The sequence below is a fragment of the Citrobacter sp. Cb031 genome, assembly GCF_030336725.1.
Taxonomy (GTDB): Bacteria; Pseudomonadota; Gammaproteobacteria; order Enterobacterales; family Enterobacteriaceae; genus Citrobacter; species Citrobacter braakii.
This window is the reverse complement of the sequence record NZ_JAOWDA010000025.1, coordinates 240,473-258,116: the sequence shown is the minus strand read 5'-3', so window position 1 is coordinate 258,116 and position 17,644 is coordinate 240,473. Positions and strand designations below refer to the sequence as shown.

The following is a 17,644-nucleotide window of genomic DNA, read 5'->3' as shown; positions in this document are numbered from 1 at the left end:
ATTAGATTAAGGATTAATTATGTCATCTAAATGGATCACTTCATTATTTAAAAGCGTGGTATTAACCGCCGCGCTTGCCTCACCGTTTGCAGCATCAGCGTTTACTGAAGGCACTGATTATATGGTTCTGGAAAAACCAATTCCCAACGCCGATAAGACGTTGATCAAAGTATTCAGTTACGCCTGCCCATTTTGCTACAAATATGATAAAGCCGTGACAGGGCCCGTGTCAGACAAAGTCGCCGATGTCGTTACTTTCACTCCGTTTCATCTGGAAACCAAAGGGGAATACGGTAAACAGGCCAGCGAAATCTTTGCCGTAATGATTGCCAGGGACATGGCTGCAGGTATTTCATTGTTTGACGCCAAATCACAGTTTAAAAAAGCCAAGTTCGCTTATTACGCCGCCTACCACGATAAGAAAGAGCGCTGGTCAGAGGGTAAAGATCCCGCTTCATTCATCAAAACAGGGTTGGATGCAGCGGGCATGAGCCAGGCTGATTTTGACGCGGCATTGAAGGATCCAGCCGTCCAGCAAACGCTGGAGAAATGGAAAGCAGCATATGATGTCGCCAAAATCCAGGGCGTTCCGGCTTACGTCGTCAATGGTAAATACCTGATCTACACCAAAAATATCAAATCTATTGATTCCATGGCTGAGCTTGTCAGAGAGCTCGCGAAAAAATAAACAGGGACCCGGCTATGGCTTTCATAAAAGGATCGTGGCGAGACTTATGTAATACACCGGTTGATACCCTGGTGAGATGGCAGGAACAGCGCTTTCTGTGGCTGTTGATGGCTTGCGCAATGGGTGGATTGATTATTCTGGCGCATTCGTTCTTCCAAATCTATCTCTACATGGCCCCCTGCGAACAATGTGTCTACATTCGCTTTGCCATGCTGGTGATGGTTTTTGGCGGATTGATTGCGGCAATCAACCCCAAAAATGTTGTTCTGAAGCTCATCGGTTGTATCGCGGCATTTTACGGCAGCATCCTGGGCATTAAGTTCTCCATCAAACTTAACGGCATTCATTATGCTGTACATAACCCGGACCCGGATTCGCTGTTTGGCGTACAGGGATGCTCCACCGATCCGACATTCCCTTTTAATTTGCCTCTGGCCAACTGGGCACCGGAGTGGTTTAAACCCACAGGAGATTGCGGCTATGACGCTCCCATCGTTCCCGACGGCGTGGCGCTCAGCAGTACGCAAAAGTGGTTTGTCGATCTGTACCAGCAGTCAGAAGGCTGGTATCTGATCCCGCCTTGGCATTTTATGAACATGGCGCAGGCCTGTTTGTTGGCCTTTAGTTTGTGCTTACTGTTGCTCGTCATTATGAGCGGCGCATGGGCATTAAAGCGGGTGAGAACCAAATAATCGGAGCAAGAAACAAAAAAACCGAAGCCTGGAAGATGGCTTCGGTTTTTTATGCTTACCGCGACTAACGTGGTAATTTGCGATTAGCTGGCTTTGCGCTCATGCGCCTGACGGTAAGCCACCAGGTCTTCGATAGTAACTACCGCCATATTATGCTTGCCGGCAAATTCGATACATTCTGGCGCACGCGCCATGGTGCCATCGTCATTGGTCAGTTCGCACAGCACGCCTGCCGGTTTAAACCCTGCCAGCGTCATCAGGTCGATGGTTGCTTCAGTGTGACCACCGCGGGTCAACACGCCACCTGCCTGAGCACGCAGCGGGAAAACGTGCCCCGGACGGTTAAGATCGGAAGGTTTAGCGCCATCCTGAATTGCCGCACGCACCGTAGTAACACGGTCCGCAGCGGAAACGCCGGTAGTCACGCCTTCTGCGGCTTCAATGGTCACGGTAAAACCGGTACCGTAAGCGCTGGTGTTATTTTCCACCATCATTGGCAGATCGAGCTGTTTGCGTCGGTCTTCAGTGATGCACAGGCATACAATACCGCTGCCGTGACGGATGGTCAGAGCCATCTGTTCAACAGTCATGGTTTCTGCCGGGAAAATCATATCGCCTTCGTTTTCACGATCTTCGTCGTCAAGCACCATCACACCGCGTCCTTCACGCAGCGCAGACAGCGCAAGTTCAACACGTTCGAAAGGCGTACCAAAAGAGGAAAGTAGCGTCTGATTCATGGTAAAAAAACCTCACTAAAATTATGGTTACCAGAATCAGGGCAGTCTTAGGAGTACCGTCTAAGCGGCAAAAAAATAACGTGAGCGGGTCCATGCCCGACTGGATCGTTACTCTCTCCCATCCGGACTCTAACCGTCGGCCCCGGAATTACACCGGATCTGCTGACCTTTGAGTTTGCACCCAAAGCGCTCGCGGGCTTTCAACCTGAGTTGATTTACCGCCGGTGGGGAATTTCGCCCCGCCCTGAGAATAAGCGGGTTAACTATAACGCTATTGATTACCTTCATCAACGCCTTTGCTCGTCTTAGCTTCACACAATTCTGGTTTATGCCTGTGCCAGTTCGCACTACAATAGGCAACAACACGTACCAGTTCAGGGAAACCACAATGATTGACCCGAAAAAAATTGAGCAGATTGCTCGTCAGGTTCACGAGTCGATGCCGAAAGGGATCCGCGAGTTTGGCGAAGACGTCGAGAAGAAAATTCGTCAAACGCTGCAGTCACAGCTGACCCGTCTGGATCTGGTAAGCCGTGAAGAGTTTGATGTACAGACTCAGGTTTTGCTGCGTACCCGTGAAAAGCTGGCGCTACTTGAGCAACGTCTGACTGAGCTGGAATCGCGTGAAAAAACGGCAGAAGTTAAACCTGCTCCCGCGATCCCGTCAGTCGATCCGCAAGAGTAAAAACGACAACGGGCCGCAAGGCCCGTTTTTTCTGTTAGTGTTCCAGTTCTAGCTTCCTGGCCTCCGTCGCCTGCTGGCAGTACAGCGCATAGCGTTTGCAAAACCAGCTACGATGTTCTTCATCCATATTCCCAGTTATCGCCTGGATATCTACGGGATGGCCCTCAGCTTGCATCCTGGCAAAACTACGGGCCAGGAAATCGAAATTGTTCATTGAATACATATTGCTGTTCATGAGCATACCCTCCAGTTATTGAATATCTGTTAAGGCCATATGCTTTTTCTAATTTCAGTATTTCCCTGGATGCGAAGTTATTCTGTACATATTGTGCGCAAAAGCACTGCGCTGGTTCACAGTTTCCCACGAAATCTAAGAGGGGTCGGATTTAAGGTCAGCGTGACGCACGCTTATTGTGACGTCATGTAAAAGTAAATCGGGGGGGAGAAAGCCCTTCTCCCCTTATTCCTTTACTCTGGGTTGAAGAAAACAGCAGCATCAATAGCAAGAAACGTATCGAATCCAAAAGTTCGATACGTTTCCAGCATTTGTTATTTATCGCTGTCTTTTTGGATCTTCTTGATGATATTGGTCGTTGAGCAGCCATCTTCAAAGTTCAGCACCAGCACTTCTCCGCCGTTCGCCCACACTTCTTTGCTGCCCGCAATATCTTCCGGCTTATAGTCGCCGCCTTTTACCAGCAGATCCGGCAGGATGCCGGCAATCAGACGCTGTGGTGTGTCTTCTTCAAAAGAGACCACCCAGTCGACGGCTTCCAGCGCGCCCAGCACGATCATGCGCTGTTCCAGCGGGTTGACCGGACGCGTTTCGCCTTTCAGACGTTTGGTCGAAGCATCGCTGTTTACCGCCACGATCAGACGATCGCCCAGCTTGCGCGCATTCGCCAGATAGGAAACGTGGCCCGCATGTAGGATGTCGAACACGCCGTTGGTCATCACCACTTTCTCACCGCGCTTGCGGGCGCTGGCTACGGCCTGTTTCAGCTCAGACTCGCTCATCACGCCAAAGCCAGTGTCGGCCCGACCGCGCACGGCGTTTTCCAGTTCAATCGGGGAAACGGTGGAAGTCCCCAGTTTACCGACGACAACACCCGCTGCGGCATTAGCAAAATAGCACGCCTCTTCCAGAGTGTTCCCCGCCGCCAGCGTCGCAGCCAGCACGCCGATCACCGTATCGCCCGCCCCCGTCACGTCATACACTTCCTGCGCCTGCGTCGGCATATGCAGTGGCGATTTGCCCGGTTGCAGCAGCGTCATACCCTGTTCGGAACGCGTGATCAGCAGCGCGGAAAGGTCGAAATCTGCAATCACTTTCATGCCGCGCTCAACCAGTTCATCTTCGCTTTTGCACTTACCGGCCACCGCTTCAAATTCAGACAAATTCGGCGTCAGCAGCGTTGCGCCACGATAGCGTTCAAAATCGGTCCCTTTCGGATCGATAAGCACCGGCACCCCAGCCTTACGCGCCAGAGCAATCATCTGCTGCACGCTTGCCAGTGCGCCTTTGGCGTAATCGGAGAGCACCAAAGCGCCAATGGAGCCCAGAGCCTGGTTAATACGCTCATGCAGCGGCTGCGGATCCACGCCTTCAAAACCTTCTTCGAAATCCAGGCGAATCAGTTGCTGGTTGCGGGAAAGCACACGCAGTTTGGTGATCGTCGGATGAGTTGGCACAGAAACGAAGTCACATTTTACGTTCACATCCGCCAGCGTTTTGCTCAGCGCACGCGCCGCGTCGTCAATCCCAGTCAGGCCGACCAGACGCGAATTCGCTCCCAGAGAGGCAATGTTCATCGCCACGTTTGCTGCGCCACCGGGACGTTCTTCAATGGTATCAACCTTCACCACCGGAACCGGCGCTTCAGGTGAAATACGGCTGGTAGGACCGTACCAGTAGCGATCTAGCATCACATCACCGACAACCATGACTCCTGCACGTTCAAACTCTGGCAGCGTTACTTTCATTCCTGTCTCCTGAGAGATTCTCTGAGGGTCTTAAAATTTGCGCGCGATAATAGCACACTTCACTCGGCAACCAGCCACTTCTGCCAGCTGTCACGCACCAGCGTACGTTCAGCGTCGAAGTGCTCCGGCGCCACATGGCCCGGAAGTTCCTGCAATGCAAGATGATGAAGTTCATCGCGCAGCGTCGTATAAGCACGGGTAAGCGCCAGCGCTTCCTGCTCATCCATAATGTCGTTTTGCGCCAGTAACTCCAGAATGCGCACGTTATCCGACCAGCGCGTCAGCTTCGGTTTTTCATGCGCATAGCGCAGCACCAAGTATTGCGTAATAAACTCAATGTCGGTGATGCCGCCTTCATCCGCTTTGATATCAAAACGATCGCGATGCTTATTGCCCAAATGGGCCCGCATTTTCTCACGCATTTCGCGCACATCGGTCTGCAAGGTTTTCGCATCGCGGACGAGGGTCATGATATCGCGACGAATCGCATCAAACTGAGAGGTCAACCGTGGGTCGCCGTACACCACTCGAGCGCGCACCAGCGCTTGATGCTCCCACGTCCAGGCTTCGTTGCGCTGGTAATCAGCGAAAGCCTCGGTTGATGTCACCAGCATTCCCGCCGCGCCGGACGGGCGCAACCGCGCATCCACTTCATACAAAATACCGGATGAGGTGCGGGTGCTGAAAAGGTGCATAATGCGCTGCGACAGACGCAAATAGAACTGTCGCCCGTCAATCTCACGCTCACCATCCGTCATCACGTCCATAGGACAGTCATGCAGGAAGATCAAATCAAGATCCGAACTGTAGCCCAGCTCCCAGCCGCCCAGTTTGCCATACCCGACGACGGCAAAACCGCGCCCCTCGCGCCCGTCAAGATGAGTGGGTTGCCCGTAGCGAGCGACCATCTGCATCCACGCCTGCTGGACTACCGCATCAATAATAGCTTCCGCCAGCCAGGTTAAGTGGTCGCTCACCTTCATCACCGGCAGCGTACCAGCGATATCTGCCGCGGCAATGCGCAGCAACTGCGTTTGCTTAAACTGACGCAGCGCTTCCAACTGCTGCTCTTCGTCATCTTCCGGTACGCGCAGCAAATACTGGCGCAGTTCATCACGGTAGGCATCCGTCGCGGTGGGTTGATACAGGGTGTTCGGATCCAGCAGTTCATCGAGCAACAGCGGATACCGCGCCAGCTGGCTGGCGATCATCGGCGAAGCGGCACATAACGAAATCAGATGCTTAAGCGCTCCGGGGAATTCGCTCAGCAGCTCCAGATAGGTCGTACGGGTCACAATGCCTACCAGCAGCGGTGTGATGCGCGACAGTGGGACTGAGGCGTCGTCACGCGAACAGACATCGCTCAGCAGATGCGGCATTAAGTGATCCAGCACCTGGCGTCCGCGTGGGCCAATGGTGCGTTTATCCAGCTCTTTGCGAAAATCGGCAATCAGAGACAGCACGCGCCGGCGATCGTCATCCGCCAGATGCGTCAGCACCGGCGTGGTGTCATCTTCCTGTAATGCGTCCTGCCACAGTTCACGCCACTGTTCTGAGAGCGACTCTTCCTGGGTTTCTGCTTCGTCATCGCCAATCAACTCGTTAAACACCCGGCGCACGTTGTCCATATGACTGGCCAGCACATCGGTTAGCTGCTGCCAGTCATCGACGTTCATCCCCCACGCCAGCCGCGCGCGGTTCAGTTCATCGCCTGGCAACGTCTGGGTCTGCTCATCATTGATACTTTGCAGCAGGTTCTCCAGACGACGTAAATAGAGATAGGCTGCACGCAGTTGTTCCGCGTCGGTGTCTGACAGCAGGTGCAACGCATTGATGGCGCTGAGCGTGGGTAACAGCGAGCGGGATTGCAATGACGGCTCGCGCCCACCGCGAATAAGCTGGAATACCTGCACGATAAATTCGATTTCACGAATACCGCCCGCGCCCAACTTAATGTTGTCTTTCAGACCACGGCGGCGCACTTCGCGGGCAATCATTCCTTTCATGTTACGCAGAGACTGGATCACACTGAAATCAATATAGCGGCGGAAAACAAAAGGCCGCAGCATAGCGCGAAGCTCACTGACGTAGGTACCGTCGCAATCGCCCATAATGCGGGCCTTGACCATCGCATAGCGTTCCCAGTCGCGCCCTTGTTCCTGGTAATAATCCTCCAGCGCGGAGAAGCTCAGCACCAGCGGGCCGCTGTCGCCAAACGGGCGTAAACGCATATCTACCCGATAGACAAATCCATCCATTGTGGGCTGATCCAGCACTTTGATGAGCCGCTGGCCCATACGGGTAAAGAACTGCGCGTTATCCAGCTCGCGACGTCCGCCCTGCGTACTACCGTGCTCCGGCCAGGCAAAAATCAGATCGATATCAGAGGAAAAATTCAGTTCGCCGCCGCCCAGTTTCCCCATACCTAAAATCAGCAGCGGTTGCGCAACACCTTGTGGATTACAGGGCGTACCCCATTCACGACAGCAGGCGGCGTATAACCAGTCACGCGCGGCGACGATCAGCGTTTCAGCCAAATGGCTTAGCTGCTGCAAGATACTCTCTTCCGTCACCAGCGACAGCGTCTGCGCCCAGGCGATACGCACCATGATGCGACGGCGAAACAGGCGCAGCTCACGCATCAGCGTGTTTTCGTCGCTAACGTCGACCAATGCTTGCTGTAACCAATCAGCATAGTGTTGCCATTCATCCGCCTCGGGTGGCGTGCTTTCCAGTTCGACCAGCCATTCGGGATGGGCAATAATGCTGTCGCGAAAAAAATCACTGAATGTAAGCACTGACTTCGCCTGAATGCTAAGCGAGGACTCAGATATTGCTGCTGGCAGCCGCTCAACAACGGTCGGCCAGTAATGCTGTAACGGTGAAGAGAGCTGCTTCATTTATGGATTATCCTTTGAATAGTACCGGGCAGCGGCATGTTGCCTTATCCAGCCTACATGACGCTTCCGCCCATCGCGTAGGCCTGATAAGCGCAGCGCCATCAGGCATCCCGGCCTCACCCTGATTATCGTTTTCCGCTGTGCAGCCAGAACGGTTCCAAAGCTATCGCCTCGTTGCGGAAGTGTTCAATTTCAATGTATTGGTTGGCCGCAATGGCGTGACGTAAACCCTGCCAGGTGGCGATCCATTCCGATGCGACCTTTTCGTCGTAGTATCCCGCCAGCATCAGCATGCTATCAATATTGCGCGTCAGGCGCGGAAGTTGATCGGCGTACTGATCGCCCAGCGGCTGAGCAAAAGCTGTTTTCAGTTCAGCGGCATGGCGCGAGAGATGGGTATCTGAGAAACGCTTAAAGGAGTCGGCTATTTTACCCTGCGCCTTCGCATCAAGGAACGGCTGCCACCCTTTGGTCACCAGCCATTCGGTCAGCGCCAGCTTGGCCATCGCCGTTTGCGTGCTGTAAACCGCGGAAACGGCAGAAACGTCAGACGCAATGATCGCTTCCGACTGGGTTAGCAAATCACGTAAGTGAGCACTCGCTTTTCGTGGCACATTACCGCCAAACAGCATCAGAATGTGACGCACCAGGTCCATCGCAGCCAGCACCTCGGCTTTCGCCCCTTTGACGCCGCGCACCCACAGCTCTTCATGGTACTGCCACTGTGATAATGCCAGCTCCAGCGCCGCTTCCAGCCCTTGCTCAATACTTGCTTTTGCCGGAACCTTCAAAATGCGCGTCGGTTTGAGTTCACGCGGTGCATTCCCCTGAGCCAGATGATAGCCGCGCGCCGCTTTACTCAGGCTGCCCTGGCGTAAACCGGTTTGCGATACCAGCTGGTTTGCCAGCTTCAATACCGCACGGGTATCGCCGCTTAACAGCTCCAGTTCAAGCTCACAGATAGGTTCAGCCAACTCGCCCGCTTTCACTTCCCCGAGATCGAGGGCCATTTCAATGCGGCTACCGTCGATATCAAGGTGCCATTTCTCACGGTAAAAATCGGTGCTGAAGAGCGGCTGTACCTGAGAGGCAAGTTCAGCGGGCAGTTTGCCATCAGGCCAGACTTCCGTTGGGAACAGGGAGAGATCCAACTCTGGCGCGTTCAGCGCAACGTTAAACTCCGGCCGCTGATGCAGGCCACCCGTCACTCGTCCGGCAATTTTCATGGTCATTTCGTAATGACCGTTCTCACCGCGAATACGCAGCCCCATATCGTGACCACGCAGCCACGCATCGGGCGTTTCGTAGTAGATATTCAGCAACTGGCTGGGCGCATGATGCTCTCCCCCCAGCGTATTCAGACGTTCACGTAGCGCATCTACAGCGTCACTATTGACGATAAATTTTAATTCGATTTCCTGGGCCATGGTCTTGTACTTATGGGTTATGTCACAGTTGAGAAAACTGACTGCGAACTAAGCTCGTTCTTTATGGTCAGTAGATAGTATTTTGCGCCAAATTGCCATGCAACGAGCAATTTGACGGGCGTAAAAGTTTCGAGTGGTGGCAAAAAGGACACAGATGATTCCGATTGATGTCGAATGCTTTGCGTAGAGACACTGATGCCACTACTATCGTTCCACTTTCTATGACAATAACGACAGCCTGATGCCAAAATTACGCCTGATTGGATTAACTTTACTCGCACTTAGCGCCACTGCAGTCTCTCATGCCGAAGAAAAGCGCTATGTTTCTGACGAACTGAACACCTGGGTCCGCAGCGGTCCGGGAGATAATTATCGCCTCGTGGGTACGGTTAACGCCGGCGAGGAAGTCACGCTATTACAGACCGATGCCAACACTAACTACGCCCAGGTGAAAGACAGCACCGGACGTACCGCCTGGATCCCACTGAAAGAGCTGAACAGTACGCCGAGCCTGCGTACCCGCGTTCCCGATCTGGAAAACCAGGTTAAGACCTTGACCGATAAGCTCAATAATATCGACACCACGTGGAATCAGCGCACCGCCGATATGCAGCAAAAAGTGTCGCAAAGCGACAGCGTAATCGACGGGCTGAAACAAGAAAACCAGAAGCTGAGGAACGAGCTTATCGTGGCGCAAAAGAAGGTCAGCGCAGCCAACCTTCAGCTTGATGACAAACAGCGCACCATCATCATGCAGTGGTTTATGTACGGCGGCGGCGTGCTAGGTCTTGGTTTGTTGCTCGGCTTGGTTCTGCCACACATGATCCCCAGCCGTAAACGCAAAGATCGCTGGATGAACTGAATCGCCTTCTCCGCCGCACTGACATATGATTAAGGGATCATAATTTCAAAAGGAAAGTGGCGTGAAGATTTATCTGGTCGGTGGTGCTGTTCGGGATGCGTTATTAGGGCTACCGATTAAAGATAAAGATTGGGTTGTTGTCGGCGCCACGCCGCAAGAGATGCTCGACGCGGGCTACCAGCAGGTAGGGCGCGATTTTCCCGTGTTTCTGCATCCGCAAACCCGGGAAGAGTATGCGCTGGCGCGTACCGAACGCAAATCAGGCTCGGGGTATACCGGATTCACCTGCTACGCCGCGCCGGATGTGACGCTGGAGGCCGATCTTCAGCGTCGCGATCTGACCATCAACGCAATGGCCCGCGATGACGACGGCGAGATTATCGATCCGTATAACGGACGCGACGATCTGGAAAACCGTCTGCTACGCCATGTGTCCCCCGCCTTTAGCGAAGATCCATTGCGCGTGCTGCGCGTGGCGCGCTTTGCTGCCCGCTATGCGCACCTCGGTTTTCGTATCGCTGAAGAAACCATGACGCTGATGCGCGATATGAACGCCGCAGGGGAACTGGAACACCTGACGCCAGAGCGGGTGTGGAAAGAAACAGAAGGTGCTTTAACCACCCGCAACCCACAGGTATTTTTTCAGGTCCTGCGCGACTGCGGCGCACTGCACGTCCTGTTTCCGGAAGTAGATGCTCTGTTTGGCGTTCCCGCGCCCGCGCAATGGCACCCGGAAATTGATACCGGTATTCACACGCTGATGACGCTGTCGATGGCGGCCATGTTAAGTCCGGAGGTCGACGTGCGTTTCGCCACGCTGTGCCACGATCTTGGCAAGGCATTGACGCCAAAAGCGCTGTGGCCACGCCACCACGGTCACGGTCCGGCTGGCGTGAAGCTGGTCGAGCAACTGTGCCAACGCCTGCGCGTGCCGAATGACATCCGTGATTTAGCCAAACTGGTAGCCGAGTTCCACGACCTCATTCATACCTTCCCGATCCTGCAGCCGAAAACCATCGTTAAGCTGTTTGATTCCATCGATGCCTGGCGCAAACCGCAGCGCGTGGAGCAAATCGCCCTGACCAGCGAGGCCGACGTGCGTGGGCGAACCGGTTTTGAAGCGGCGGATTATCCGCAAGGCACGCTGTTGCGTGAAGCCTGGCAGGTTGCGCAGGCGGTACCAACGAAAGACGTCGTTGAGGCGGGATTCAAAGGTCAGGCTATTCGCGAGGAACTGACCCGGCGTCGGATCGCGGCGGTGGCCGACTGGAAAGAACAACGTTGCCCGAAAGCGTAGACAGTGCATTGCCGGATAAGCGTTAACGCCGCTATCCGGCAAGCTAGTAAAATCAGAAGAACACGACGTAAACGGCAGCCGCCACAATAAAGCGGTAAATCGCAAACGGAATAAACGAGATGCGCTTAATCAGCTGTAGGAAGGTTTTGATCGCCACCAACGCCACGATAAACGCCGTCACGAAACCAACTGCAAACATCGGAATATCTGATGCGCTGAGGAACGTCCAGCTTTTGTAGAGATCCAGCGCCGTTGCGCCCATCATCATCGGCACGGCCAGCAGGAAGGAGAATTCGGAGGCCGCGTAACGGCTTACTCCCATCAGCATACCGCCAGAAATCGTCGCCCCGGAGCGAGAAAAACCCGGCCACAGCGCCAGACACTGGAAACAGCCAATCATAAACGCCTGGCGATAGGTCATATCATCCAGACCCGGCGCACGCGGCTCTTTCGGCTTCAGGCATTCTGCGGCAATCAGCAGCACGCCCCCTACCACCAGCGCATACATCACGTTGATCGGGTTAAACAGCGATTTGATGATGTCGTGGAAAATCAGTCCCAGTACGACGGCAGGAACCATCCCCAACAGGATATGGCCCAGCGTCAGCCGACCTTTGCCAGTGCCTTCATGTGGGACCTTACCGAAGTGAATGCCAATCAGGCCAAACAGGCGTCGCCAGAACATCACCACGACCGCCAGGATAGAGCCCAACTGGATAACCACTTCAAATGTTTTTGCGGTGTCACCCTCAAAACCCAGCAAGTGGCCAACAATAATCATATGGCCGGTACTGGAAACGGGTAAAAACTCCGTCAATCCTTCGACCACACCCAAAATTGCCGCCACCAGCAGCGAGTGCATATCACTCATTAATGAACCTCTAGATAGATAAACCACGGCGAAAACGAGCCGACATAAAGACCCTTTTATACCCGTTTGGTTTAGATATTATTATTTTAATTATTTTCTTTCAGATTATTGCCACGCTCAATGATAACCCCGACGTTCGCCGCACGGGCTACCGCGCCAGGTTTACTGAGTTTGATCCGCACCCATGGAGAATTAAAACGGCTCAGCAGCAGATCCGCCACCTCTTCCGCCACGCGTTCGACCAGCGCAAAGCGCCCGCCTTCCACATGATTAACAACCGTTTGAGCAATATCAGCATAGCTCAGGCAATCAGCCACATCATCGCTTTTAGCCGATTTACGGTTGTCCCACGCCATTTCGATATCGAACACCAACTGTTGTTCGATCGTTTGTTCCCAGTCGTAAACACCAATAGTGGTGATTACAGAAAGTTGCTCTATAAATACAATATCCATCACGACCTGCCTGCTTTTTGGCTAACCCGGATACCACTTCCGGCGAAATATGCGTATTATCCACAGAAGTAGCGTTTTACACGACATTTTCAAAACGGAACAGCTTATGAGTGCAATCGCGCCTGGAATGATTATCTTCGCGTACCTCTGTGGCTCAATTTCCAGTGCTATTCTGGTATGCCGCCTTGCTGGATTACCGGACCCGCGTGACAGCGGATCTGGGAATCCGGGCGCGACAAACGTATTGCGCATCGGTGGCAAAGGAGCCGCCGTCGCGGTGCTGATTTTCGACGTCCTGAAAGGTATGTTACCCGTCTGGGGTGCCTATGCGCTAGGCATTAGCCCCTTCTGGCTGGGATTGATCGCGATCGCCGCCTGTCTGGGTCACATTTGGCCGGTCTTCTTCGGCTTTAAAGGTGGGAAAGGCGTTGCCACCGCCTTTGGCGCAATTGCGCCGATTGGTTGGGATTTAACCGGCGTGATGGCCGGAACCTGGCTGCTGACCGTCTTATTAAGCGGCTATTCATCACTAGGCGCTATCGTCAGCGCGCTGATCGCCCCCTTTTACGTCTGGTGGTTCAATCCCCAGTTCACTTTCCCGGTGTCCATGCTGTCGTGCTTAATTCTGTTACGCCACCATGACAACATTCAGCGTCTGTGGCGTCGTCAGGAGCCAAAGATCTGGACCAAGCTGAAGAAAAAACGCGAAAGAGACCCTGAGTGATTTTAATGTCGGATAGCGACGCAACAGCGTCTTATCCGGCGTGGGGAATGTGATACCCCTCTACCGGTTTGCCTAATCGGTGCTGGCACCACGTCGCCAGAAACTCCACGCACACCCGAAGCTTCACGCTGCGATACAGCGGCTCCTGATAAACCGCCCAGATATTGGCGCTTTGCGCATAGTCCGGCAGCACGCGCACCAGTTCACCGCTTGCCAGAAACGGCTGCAGGTCCCATTCGGAACGCAGCATAATCCCTTTTCCCTGTAGCGCCCACTGCAACACAATCTCGCCGCTGTTAGAGGAAAGATGTCCCGCCACCTTGACCGACTTTTTCTCCTGGCCGTTATCCAGCTCCCACACCCCGTGGGTCATATCGCGTTCTTTAGTGACCAGGCAATCATGACGACTTAATTCCTGCAGCGTTGTCGGCTCACCGTATTTTTGTAAATACGTCGGCGCTGCACATAATATTCTTCTATTTTTCGTTAACAAATGCGCAATATAATAATCCGGAATCTCGTCATTAATACGAATATCCAAATCGATATTATCCTGCGCCAAATCAATTTGCCGATCATAAAGTTCAAAATGCACCTGTAATTCAGGATAGCTATGCATCAGTTCGGTAATAGCCGGTGCAATATAACTGCGCCCAAAGCCAAAGCTACAGCCGATACGAATCATCCCTGCCGGGCGCGTTTTGAGTTGCGTGACGTCATCGACCAGATGCTGATAGCCCGCAAGAATAGCCTGCGCATGTTCATAACAACGTTGACCACTCTCCGTGAGTGTCACGCCGCGCGCGGAGCGGCTTAGCAGCGTCGTCCCCAGCGTTGACTCAAGGATCTGAATGCGTTTCGTCACAAACGCGGGCGTTTGGCCGAGCGCCGCGGCGGCGGCACTGAAGCTGCCGCTATGAACAATTTCAACCAGGACCTGCAGGTCTTTCGCGAGGGGATACGTGTTCAGCATGATCGGTATATCCGTAAAGTTGTTAACCGCAGTGTAATTCCCTCATGCGTATTAAACCCTGCCTTTGCGCAATTTTTATTGCTTATCTGAACATCATTCACGATCTGTTAATTGGATATTCACAGTGGCAAATAATATAAAACCACATTTTTAGTGGTAGTTTGTGGCGGAGAATTTATTTCCAGATAAATAAAAGAACTGGAGTTAACAAGATGAGCAATCAAAATAACCAAAATGCGATAACTACGCTGACAAACATTGTCGCCGATTTTACCGCCATGATTTCTACCCGCATGCCTGACGACGTCGTAGATAAATTAAAACAGCTGCGTGAAGGCGAAACTTCGCCGATGGGTAAAATCATCTACCACACCATGTTTGACAACATGCAGAAAGCTATCGACCTGAACCGTCCGGCCTGTCAGGACACCGGCGAGATTATGTTCTTTGTGAAGGTCGGCTCCCGTTTTCCGCTGCTGGGCGAACTGCAAAGCATCCTGAAACAGGCCGTTGAAGACGCCACGGTAAAAGCGCCGCTGCGCCATAACGCGGTCGAGATTTTTGACGAAGTGAATACCGGCAAAAATACCGGTACCGGTGTGCCGTGGGTCACCTGGGACATCATCCCTGATAACGACGATGCGGAAATCGAAGTCTACATGGCAGGCGGCGGTTGTACGCTGCCGGGACGTTCGAAAGTGTTAATGCCTTCTGAAGGCTACGAGGGCGTGGTGAAATTTGTCTTCGAAAATATCTCCACGTTAGCAGTCAACGCTTGCCCGCCGGTGCTGGTGGGCGTAGGTATTGCCACCTCCGTGGAAACCGCCGCCGTACTTTCTCGTAAAGCGGTGCTACGTCCTATCGGATCACGTCATCCGAATCCAAAAGCGGCCGAACTGGAACTGCGTCTGGAAGAAGGGCTGAACCGTCTGGGCATTGGCCCGCAAGGGTTGACCGGGAATAGCTCGGTGATGGGTGTGCATATCGAATCCGCCGCACGCCATCCGTCGACTATCGGCGTTGCCGTTTCTACCGGCTGCTGGGCACACCGTCGCGGCACGCTGTTGGTTCATGCTGACCTCTCCTTCGAAAACCTGTCTCACACCCGGAGCGCGTTATGAAAAAGATCCTCACAACCCCGATCAAAGCCGAAGATCTGGCCGACATTCGCGTTGGCGATGTCATCTACCTGACCGGTACGCTGGTGACCTGCCGTGACGTGTGTCACCGCCGCCTGATCGAACTGAAGCGCCCGATTCCTTATGACCTGAACGGCAAAGCCATTTTCCACGCGGGGCCCATCGTACGTAAGAACGGTGAAAAATGGGAGATGGTCTCCGTTGGCCCAACCACCAGCATGCGTATGGAAGCGTTTGAGAAAGACTTTATCGAGCAGACGGGCGTCAAACTGGTGGTCGGCAAGGGCGGCATGGGACCGCTAACGGAAGCAGGCTGCAAACAGTTTAAAGCGCTGCACGTAATCTTCCCGGCAGGTTGTGCGGTCGTGGCGGCAACCCAGGTTGAAGAGATCGAAGAGGTACACTGGACCGAACTTGGCATGCCGGAGTCCCTGTGGGTATGTCGGGTTAAAGAGTTCGGCCCGCTGATCGTTTCCATCGATACCCACGGCAATAACCTGATCGCCGAAAACAAAAAGCTGTTCGCTGAACGTCGCGATCCTATCGTCGATGAAATCTGCGAGCACGTGCACTACATCAAATAACCCTCCCGGAGAGGCGCTGCGCCTCTCCCTTTTCGTAGGGATACAACAATGGCACCTTTAGCTGGTTGGTGGCGATACCTGGCTCCGCTGGTGGTCATCGCCATTATTGCTGTACTGCCCGTCCCCAACGGTCTTGAGAGCCACACCTGGCTCTATTTTGCCGTTTTTACCGGTGTGATTGTGGGCCTTATTCTGGAACCTGTACCGGGCGCGGTGGTAGCGATGATTGGCATTTCGATTATCGCCGTCCTTTCACCGTGGCTGCTGTTCAGCCCGGAGCAACTCGCGCAGGACGGTTTTAAATTTACCGCCAAATCGCTGTCATGGGCGGTCTCTGGTTTTTCAAACTCGGTAATCTGGCTTATCTTCGCGGCCTTTATGTTTGGTACCGGCTATGAGAAAACCGGGCTCGGTCGACGTATCGCGCTGATGCTGGTGAAGAAGATGGGGCACCGGACGCTATTTCTTGGCTATGCGGTGATGTTCTCTGAACTTATCCTCGCTCCCGTCACGCCGTCCAACTCCGCGCGCGGGGCCGGAATAATCTACCCGATTATCCGCAACCTGCCGCCGCTGTATAACTCGCAGCCCAATAGCGCCAGTTCTCGCTCCATTGGCTCGTACATTATGTGGATGGGCATTGTCGCCGACTGCGTCACCAGCGCCATTTTCTTAACGGCGATGGCGCCGAACCTGCTGTTAATCGGCCTGATGAAAGGCGCGTCCCACACGGCGCTGAGCTGGGGCGACTGGTTCTTAGGCATGCTGCCGCTGAGTATTTTACTGGTGCTGATTGTGCCCTGGCTGGCGTACGTGTTGTATCCACCGGTACTGAAATCCGGCGATCAGGTTCCGCGCTGGGCGGATACAGAGCTAAAAGCAATGGGACCGCTCTGCGCACGCGAGAAAAAGATGTTGGTGCTGATGGTCGGCGCACTGGTGCTGTGGATCTTCGGCGGCGATTACATTGACGCCGCGATGGTCGGATACAGCGTAGTGGCGTTGATGCTGGTACTGCGCATCATTAGCTGGGATGACATCGTCAGTAATAAAGCCGCGTGGAACGTCTTTTTCTGGCTGGCCTCGCTGATAACGCTGGCGACCGGGCTCAATAACACCGGTTTTATTACCTGGTTCGGCAAGCTGCTGGCAAACGGGTTGAGCGGCTATTCGCCGATGATGGTGATGGTGGCGCTCATTGTGGTGTTCTATCTGCTGCGCTACTTCTTTGCCAGCGCCACGGCGTATACCTCCGCCCTGGCACCGATGATGATTGCCGCCGCGCTGGCGATGCCGGAAATTCCACTTCCGGTCTTCTGCCTGATGGTCGGCGCAGCCATTGGTCTCGGCAGCATTCTGACCCCGTATGCCACCGGTCCTAGCCCTATCTACTACGGCAGCGGCTATTTGCCGACGGTGGATTACTGGCGACTCGGTGCTATTTTTGGCCTGATTTTCCTTGTGCTGCTGGTGATTACCGGTCTGGTCTGGATGCCCCTCGTTTTACTGTAAAACCCCATTGGGGCGGCATATTGTCGCCCCTTCATCCATAAGCTTCTCATATGATCGATTTCCCGATGTGCTGAGGCATACTTTTTTGTATGCAAACACCCTCATGCTGATAAGG

General features: G+C 53.7%; 17 protein-coding genes and 1 riboswitch. Of the genes, 9 read left to right on the top strand and 8 right to left on the bottom strand.

The annotated features are described in order from the left end of the window. Positions 1 to 19 precede the first annotated feature (19 nt). A complete protein-coding gene (locus tag OGV93_RS11035; protein WP_019077701.1) occupies positions 20 to 688 on the top strand; it encodes a thiol:disulfide interchange protein DsbA/DsbL in 669 nt (222 codons plus the stop codon). Between the two features lie 14 nt (positions 689 to 702). Then, entirely contained in the window at positions 703 to 1,380 is a 678-nt protein-coding gene (dsbI, locus tag OGV93_RS11030) for a protein-disulfide oxidoreductase DsbI (RefSeq protein WP_046276262.1), read from the top strand. Between the two features lie 83 nt (positions 1,381 to 1,463). Here dsbI and ribB read toward each other — a convergent pair whose 3' ends face one another. After that, positions 1,464 to 2,117 carry a 3,4-dihydroxy-2-butanone-4-phosphate synthase gene (ribB, locus tag OGV93_RS11025; protein ID WP_016154529.1) on the bottom strand — a complete coding sequence of 218 codons (654 nt, stop codon included), beginning with the start codon at positions 2,115 to 2,117 and terminating at the stop codon, positions 1,464 to 1,466. Between the two features lie 106 nt (positions 2,118 to 2,223). Beyond that, positions 2,224 to 2,373, bottom strand: a riboswitch (FMN riboswitch). A gap of 132 nt (positions 2,374 to 2,505) precedes the next feature. Here ribB and ubiK point away from each other — a divergent pair. Then, positions 2,506 to 2,802: a ubiquinone biosynthesis accessory factor UbiK gene (gene ubiK / locus OGV93_RS11020; protein ID WP_003024618.1), complete on the top strand. Its 297-nt coding sequence runs from the start codon at positions 2,506 to 2,508 to the stop codon at positions 2,800 to 2,802. Positions 2,803 to 2,836: 34 nt separating this feature from the next. Here ubiK and glgS read toward each other — a convergent pair whose 3' ends face one another. The 4 genes from glgS to OGV93_RS11000 all read right to left on the bottom strand — a co-directional run bounded on the left by glgS (position 2,837) and on the right by OGV93_RS11000 (position 9,112). Further along, positions 2,837 to 3,043, bottom strand: coding sequence for a cell surface composition regulator GlgS (gene glgS / locus OGV93_RS11015; protein ID WP_019077704.1), 207 nt, complete (start codon positions 3,041 to 3,043; stop codon positions 2,837 to 2,839). Between the two features lie 308 nt (positions 3,044 to 3,351). After that, entirely contained in the window at positions 3,352 to 4,785 is a 1,434-nt protein-coding gene (hldE, locus tag OGV93_RS11010) for a bifunctional D-glycero-beta-D-manno-heptose-7-phosphate kinase/D-glycero-beta-D-manno-heptose 1-phosphate adenylyltransferase HldE (RefSeq protein ID WP_016154530.1), read from the bottom strand. Positions 4,786 to 4,844: 59 nt separating this feature from the next. Beyond that, positions 4,845 to 7,685: a bifunctional [glutamate--ammonia ligase]-adenylyl-L-tyrosine phosphorylase/[glutamate--ammonia-ligase] adenylyltransferase gene (gene glnE, locus OGV93_RS11005; protein ID WP_047414042.1), complete on the bottom strand. Its 2,841-nt coding sequence runs from the start codon at positions 7,683 to 7,685 to the stop codon at positions 4,845 to 4,847. A 125-nt stretch (positions 7,686 to 7,810) separates the two neighbouring features. Continuing rightward, on the bottom strand, positions 7,811 to 9,112 hold the full coding sequence (locus tag OGV93_RS11000) for a CYTH domain-containing protein (protein WP_287109571.1): 1,302 nt from the start codon (positions 9,110 to 9,112) through the stop codon (positions 7,811 to 7,813). 241 nt (positions 9,113 to 9,353) lie between these two features. Between OGV93_RS11000 and OGV93_RS10995 the strand changes: the two genes are divergently transcribed. Beyond that, positions 9,354 to 9,974, top strand: a complete 621-nt coding sequence (locus tag OGV93_RS10995; protein WP_016154533.1) for a TIGR04211 family SH3 domain-containing protein — start codon at positions 9,354 to 9,356, stop codon at positions 9,972 to 9,974. A gap of 61 nt (positions 9,975 to 10,035) precedes the next feature. Further along, on the top strand, positions 10,036 to 11,271 hold the full coding sequence (locus OGV93_RS10990) for a multifunctional CCA addition/repair protein (RefSeq protein ID WP_101700285.1): 1,236 nt from the start codon (positions 10,036 to 10,038) through the stop codon (positions 11,269 to 11,271). 52 nt (positions 11,272 to 11,323) lie between these two features. Here OGV93_RS10990 and bacA read toward each other — a convergent pair whose 3' ends face one another. Further along, positions 11,324 to 12,142 (bottom strand): undecaprenyl-diphosphate phosphatase, encoded by an 819-nt coding sequence (bacA, locus tag OGV93_RS10985; protein ID WP_016154535.1) that lies wholly within the window; start codon positions 12,140 to 12,142, stop codon positions 11,324 to 11,326. Positions 12,143 to 12,228: 86 nt separating this feature from the next. Further along, a complete protein-coding gene (folB, locus tag OGV93_RS10980) occupies positions 12,229 to 12,597 on the bottom strand; it encodes a bifunctional dihydroneopterin aldolase/7,8-dihydroneopterin epimerase (protein ID WP_003828442.1) in 369 nt (122 codons plus the stop codon). Positions 12,598 to 12,703: 106 nt separating this feature from the next. On the opposite strand from folB, the gene plsY reads away from it, so the two are divergent. Beyond that, complete coding sequence (plsY, locus tag OGV93_RS10975) at positions 12,704 to 13,321, top strand: glycerol-3-phosphate 1-O-acyltransferase PlsY (RefSeq protein ID WP_016154536.1); 618 nt, start codon at positions 12,704 to 12,706, stop codon at positions 13,319 to 13,321. A gap of 31 nt (positions 13,322 to 13,352) precedes the next feature. Here plsY and ttdR read toward each other — a convergent pair whose 3' ends face one another. After that, positions 13,353 to 14,294, bottom strand: a complete 942-nt coding sequence (gene ttdR, locus OGV93_RS10970; RefSeq protein WP_016154537.1) for an L-tartrate utilization transcriptional activator TtdR — start codon at positions 14,292 to 14,294, stop codon at positions 13,353 to 13,355. A 212-nt stretch (positions 14,295 to 14,506) separates the two neighbouring features. Between ttdR and ttdA the strand changes: the two genes are divergently transcribed. From ttdA to OGV93_RS10955, 3 genes are read left to right on the top strand one after another with little or no spacing between them, the layout of a single operon-like run. Continuing rightward, a complete protein-coding gene (gene ttdA, locus OGV93_RS10965) occupies positions 14,507 to 15,415 on the top strand; it encodes a L(+)-tartrate dehydratase subunit alpha (protein ID WP_016154538.1) in 909 nt (302 codons plus the stop codon). Then, positions 15,412 to 16,017 (top strand): L(+)-tartrate dehydratase subunit beta, encoded by a 606-nt coding sequence (ttdB, locus tag OGV93_RS10960; RefSeq protein ID WP_016154539.1) that lies wholly within the window; start codon positions 15,412 to 15,414, stop codon positions 16,015 to 16,017. Before ttdA ends, ttdB begins: the two co-directional genes overlap by 4 nt. A gap of 48 nt (positions 16,018 to 16,065) precedes the next feature. Next, positions 16,066 to 17,529, top strand: coding sequence for an anion permease (locus OGV93_RS10955; RefSeq protein WP_049283285.1), 1,464 nt, complete (start codon positions 16,066 to 16,068; stop codon positions 17,527 to 17,529). The last annotated feature ends 115 nt before the right edge of the window (positions 17,530 to 17,644 follow it).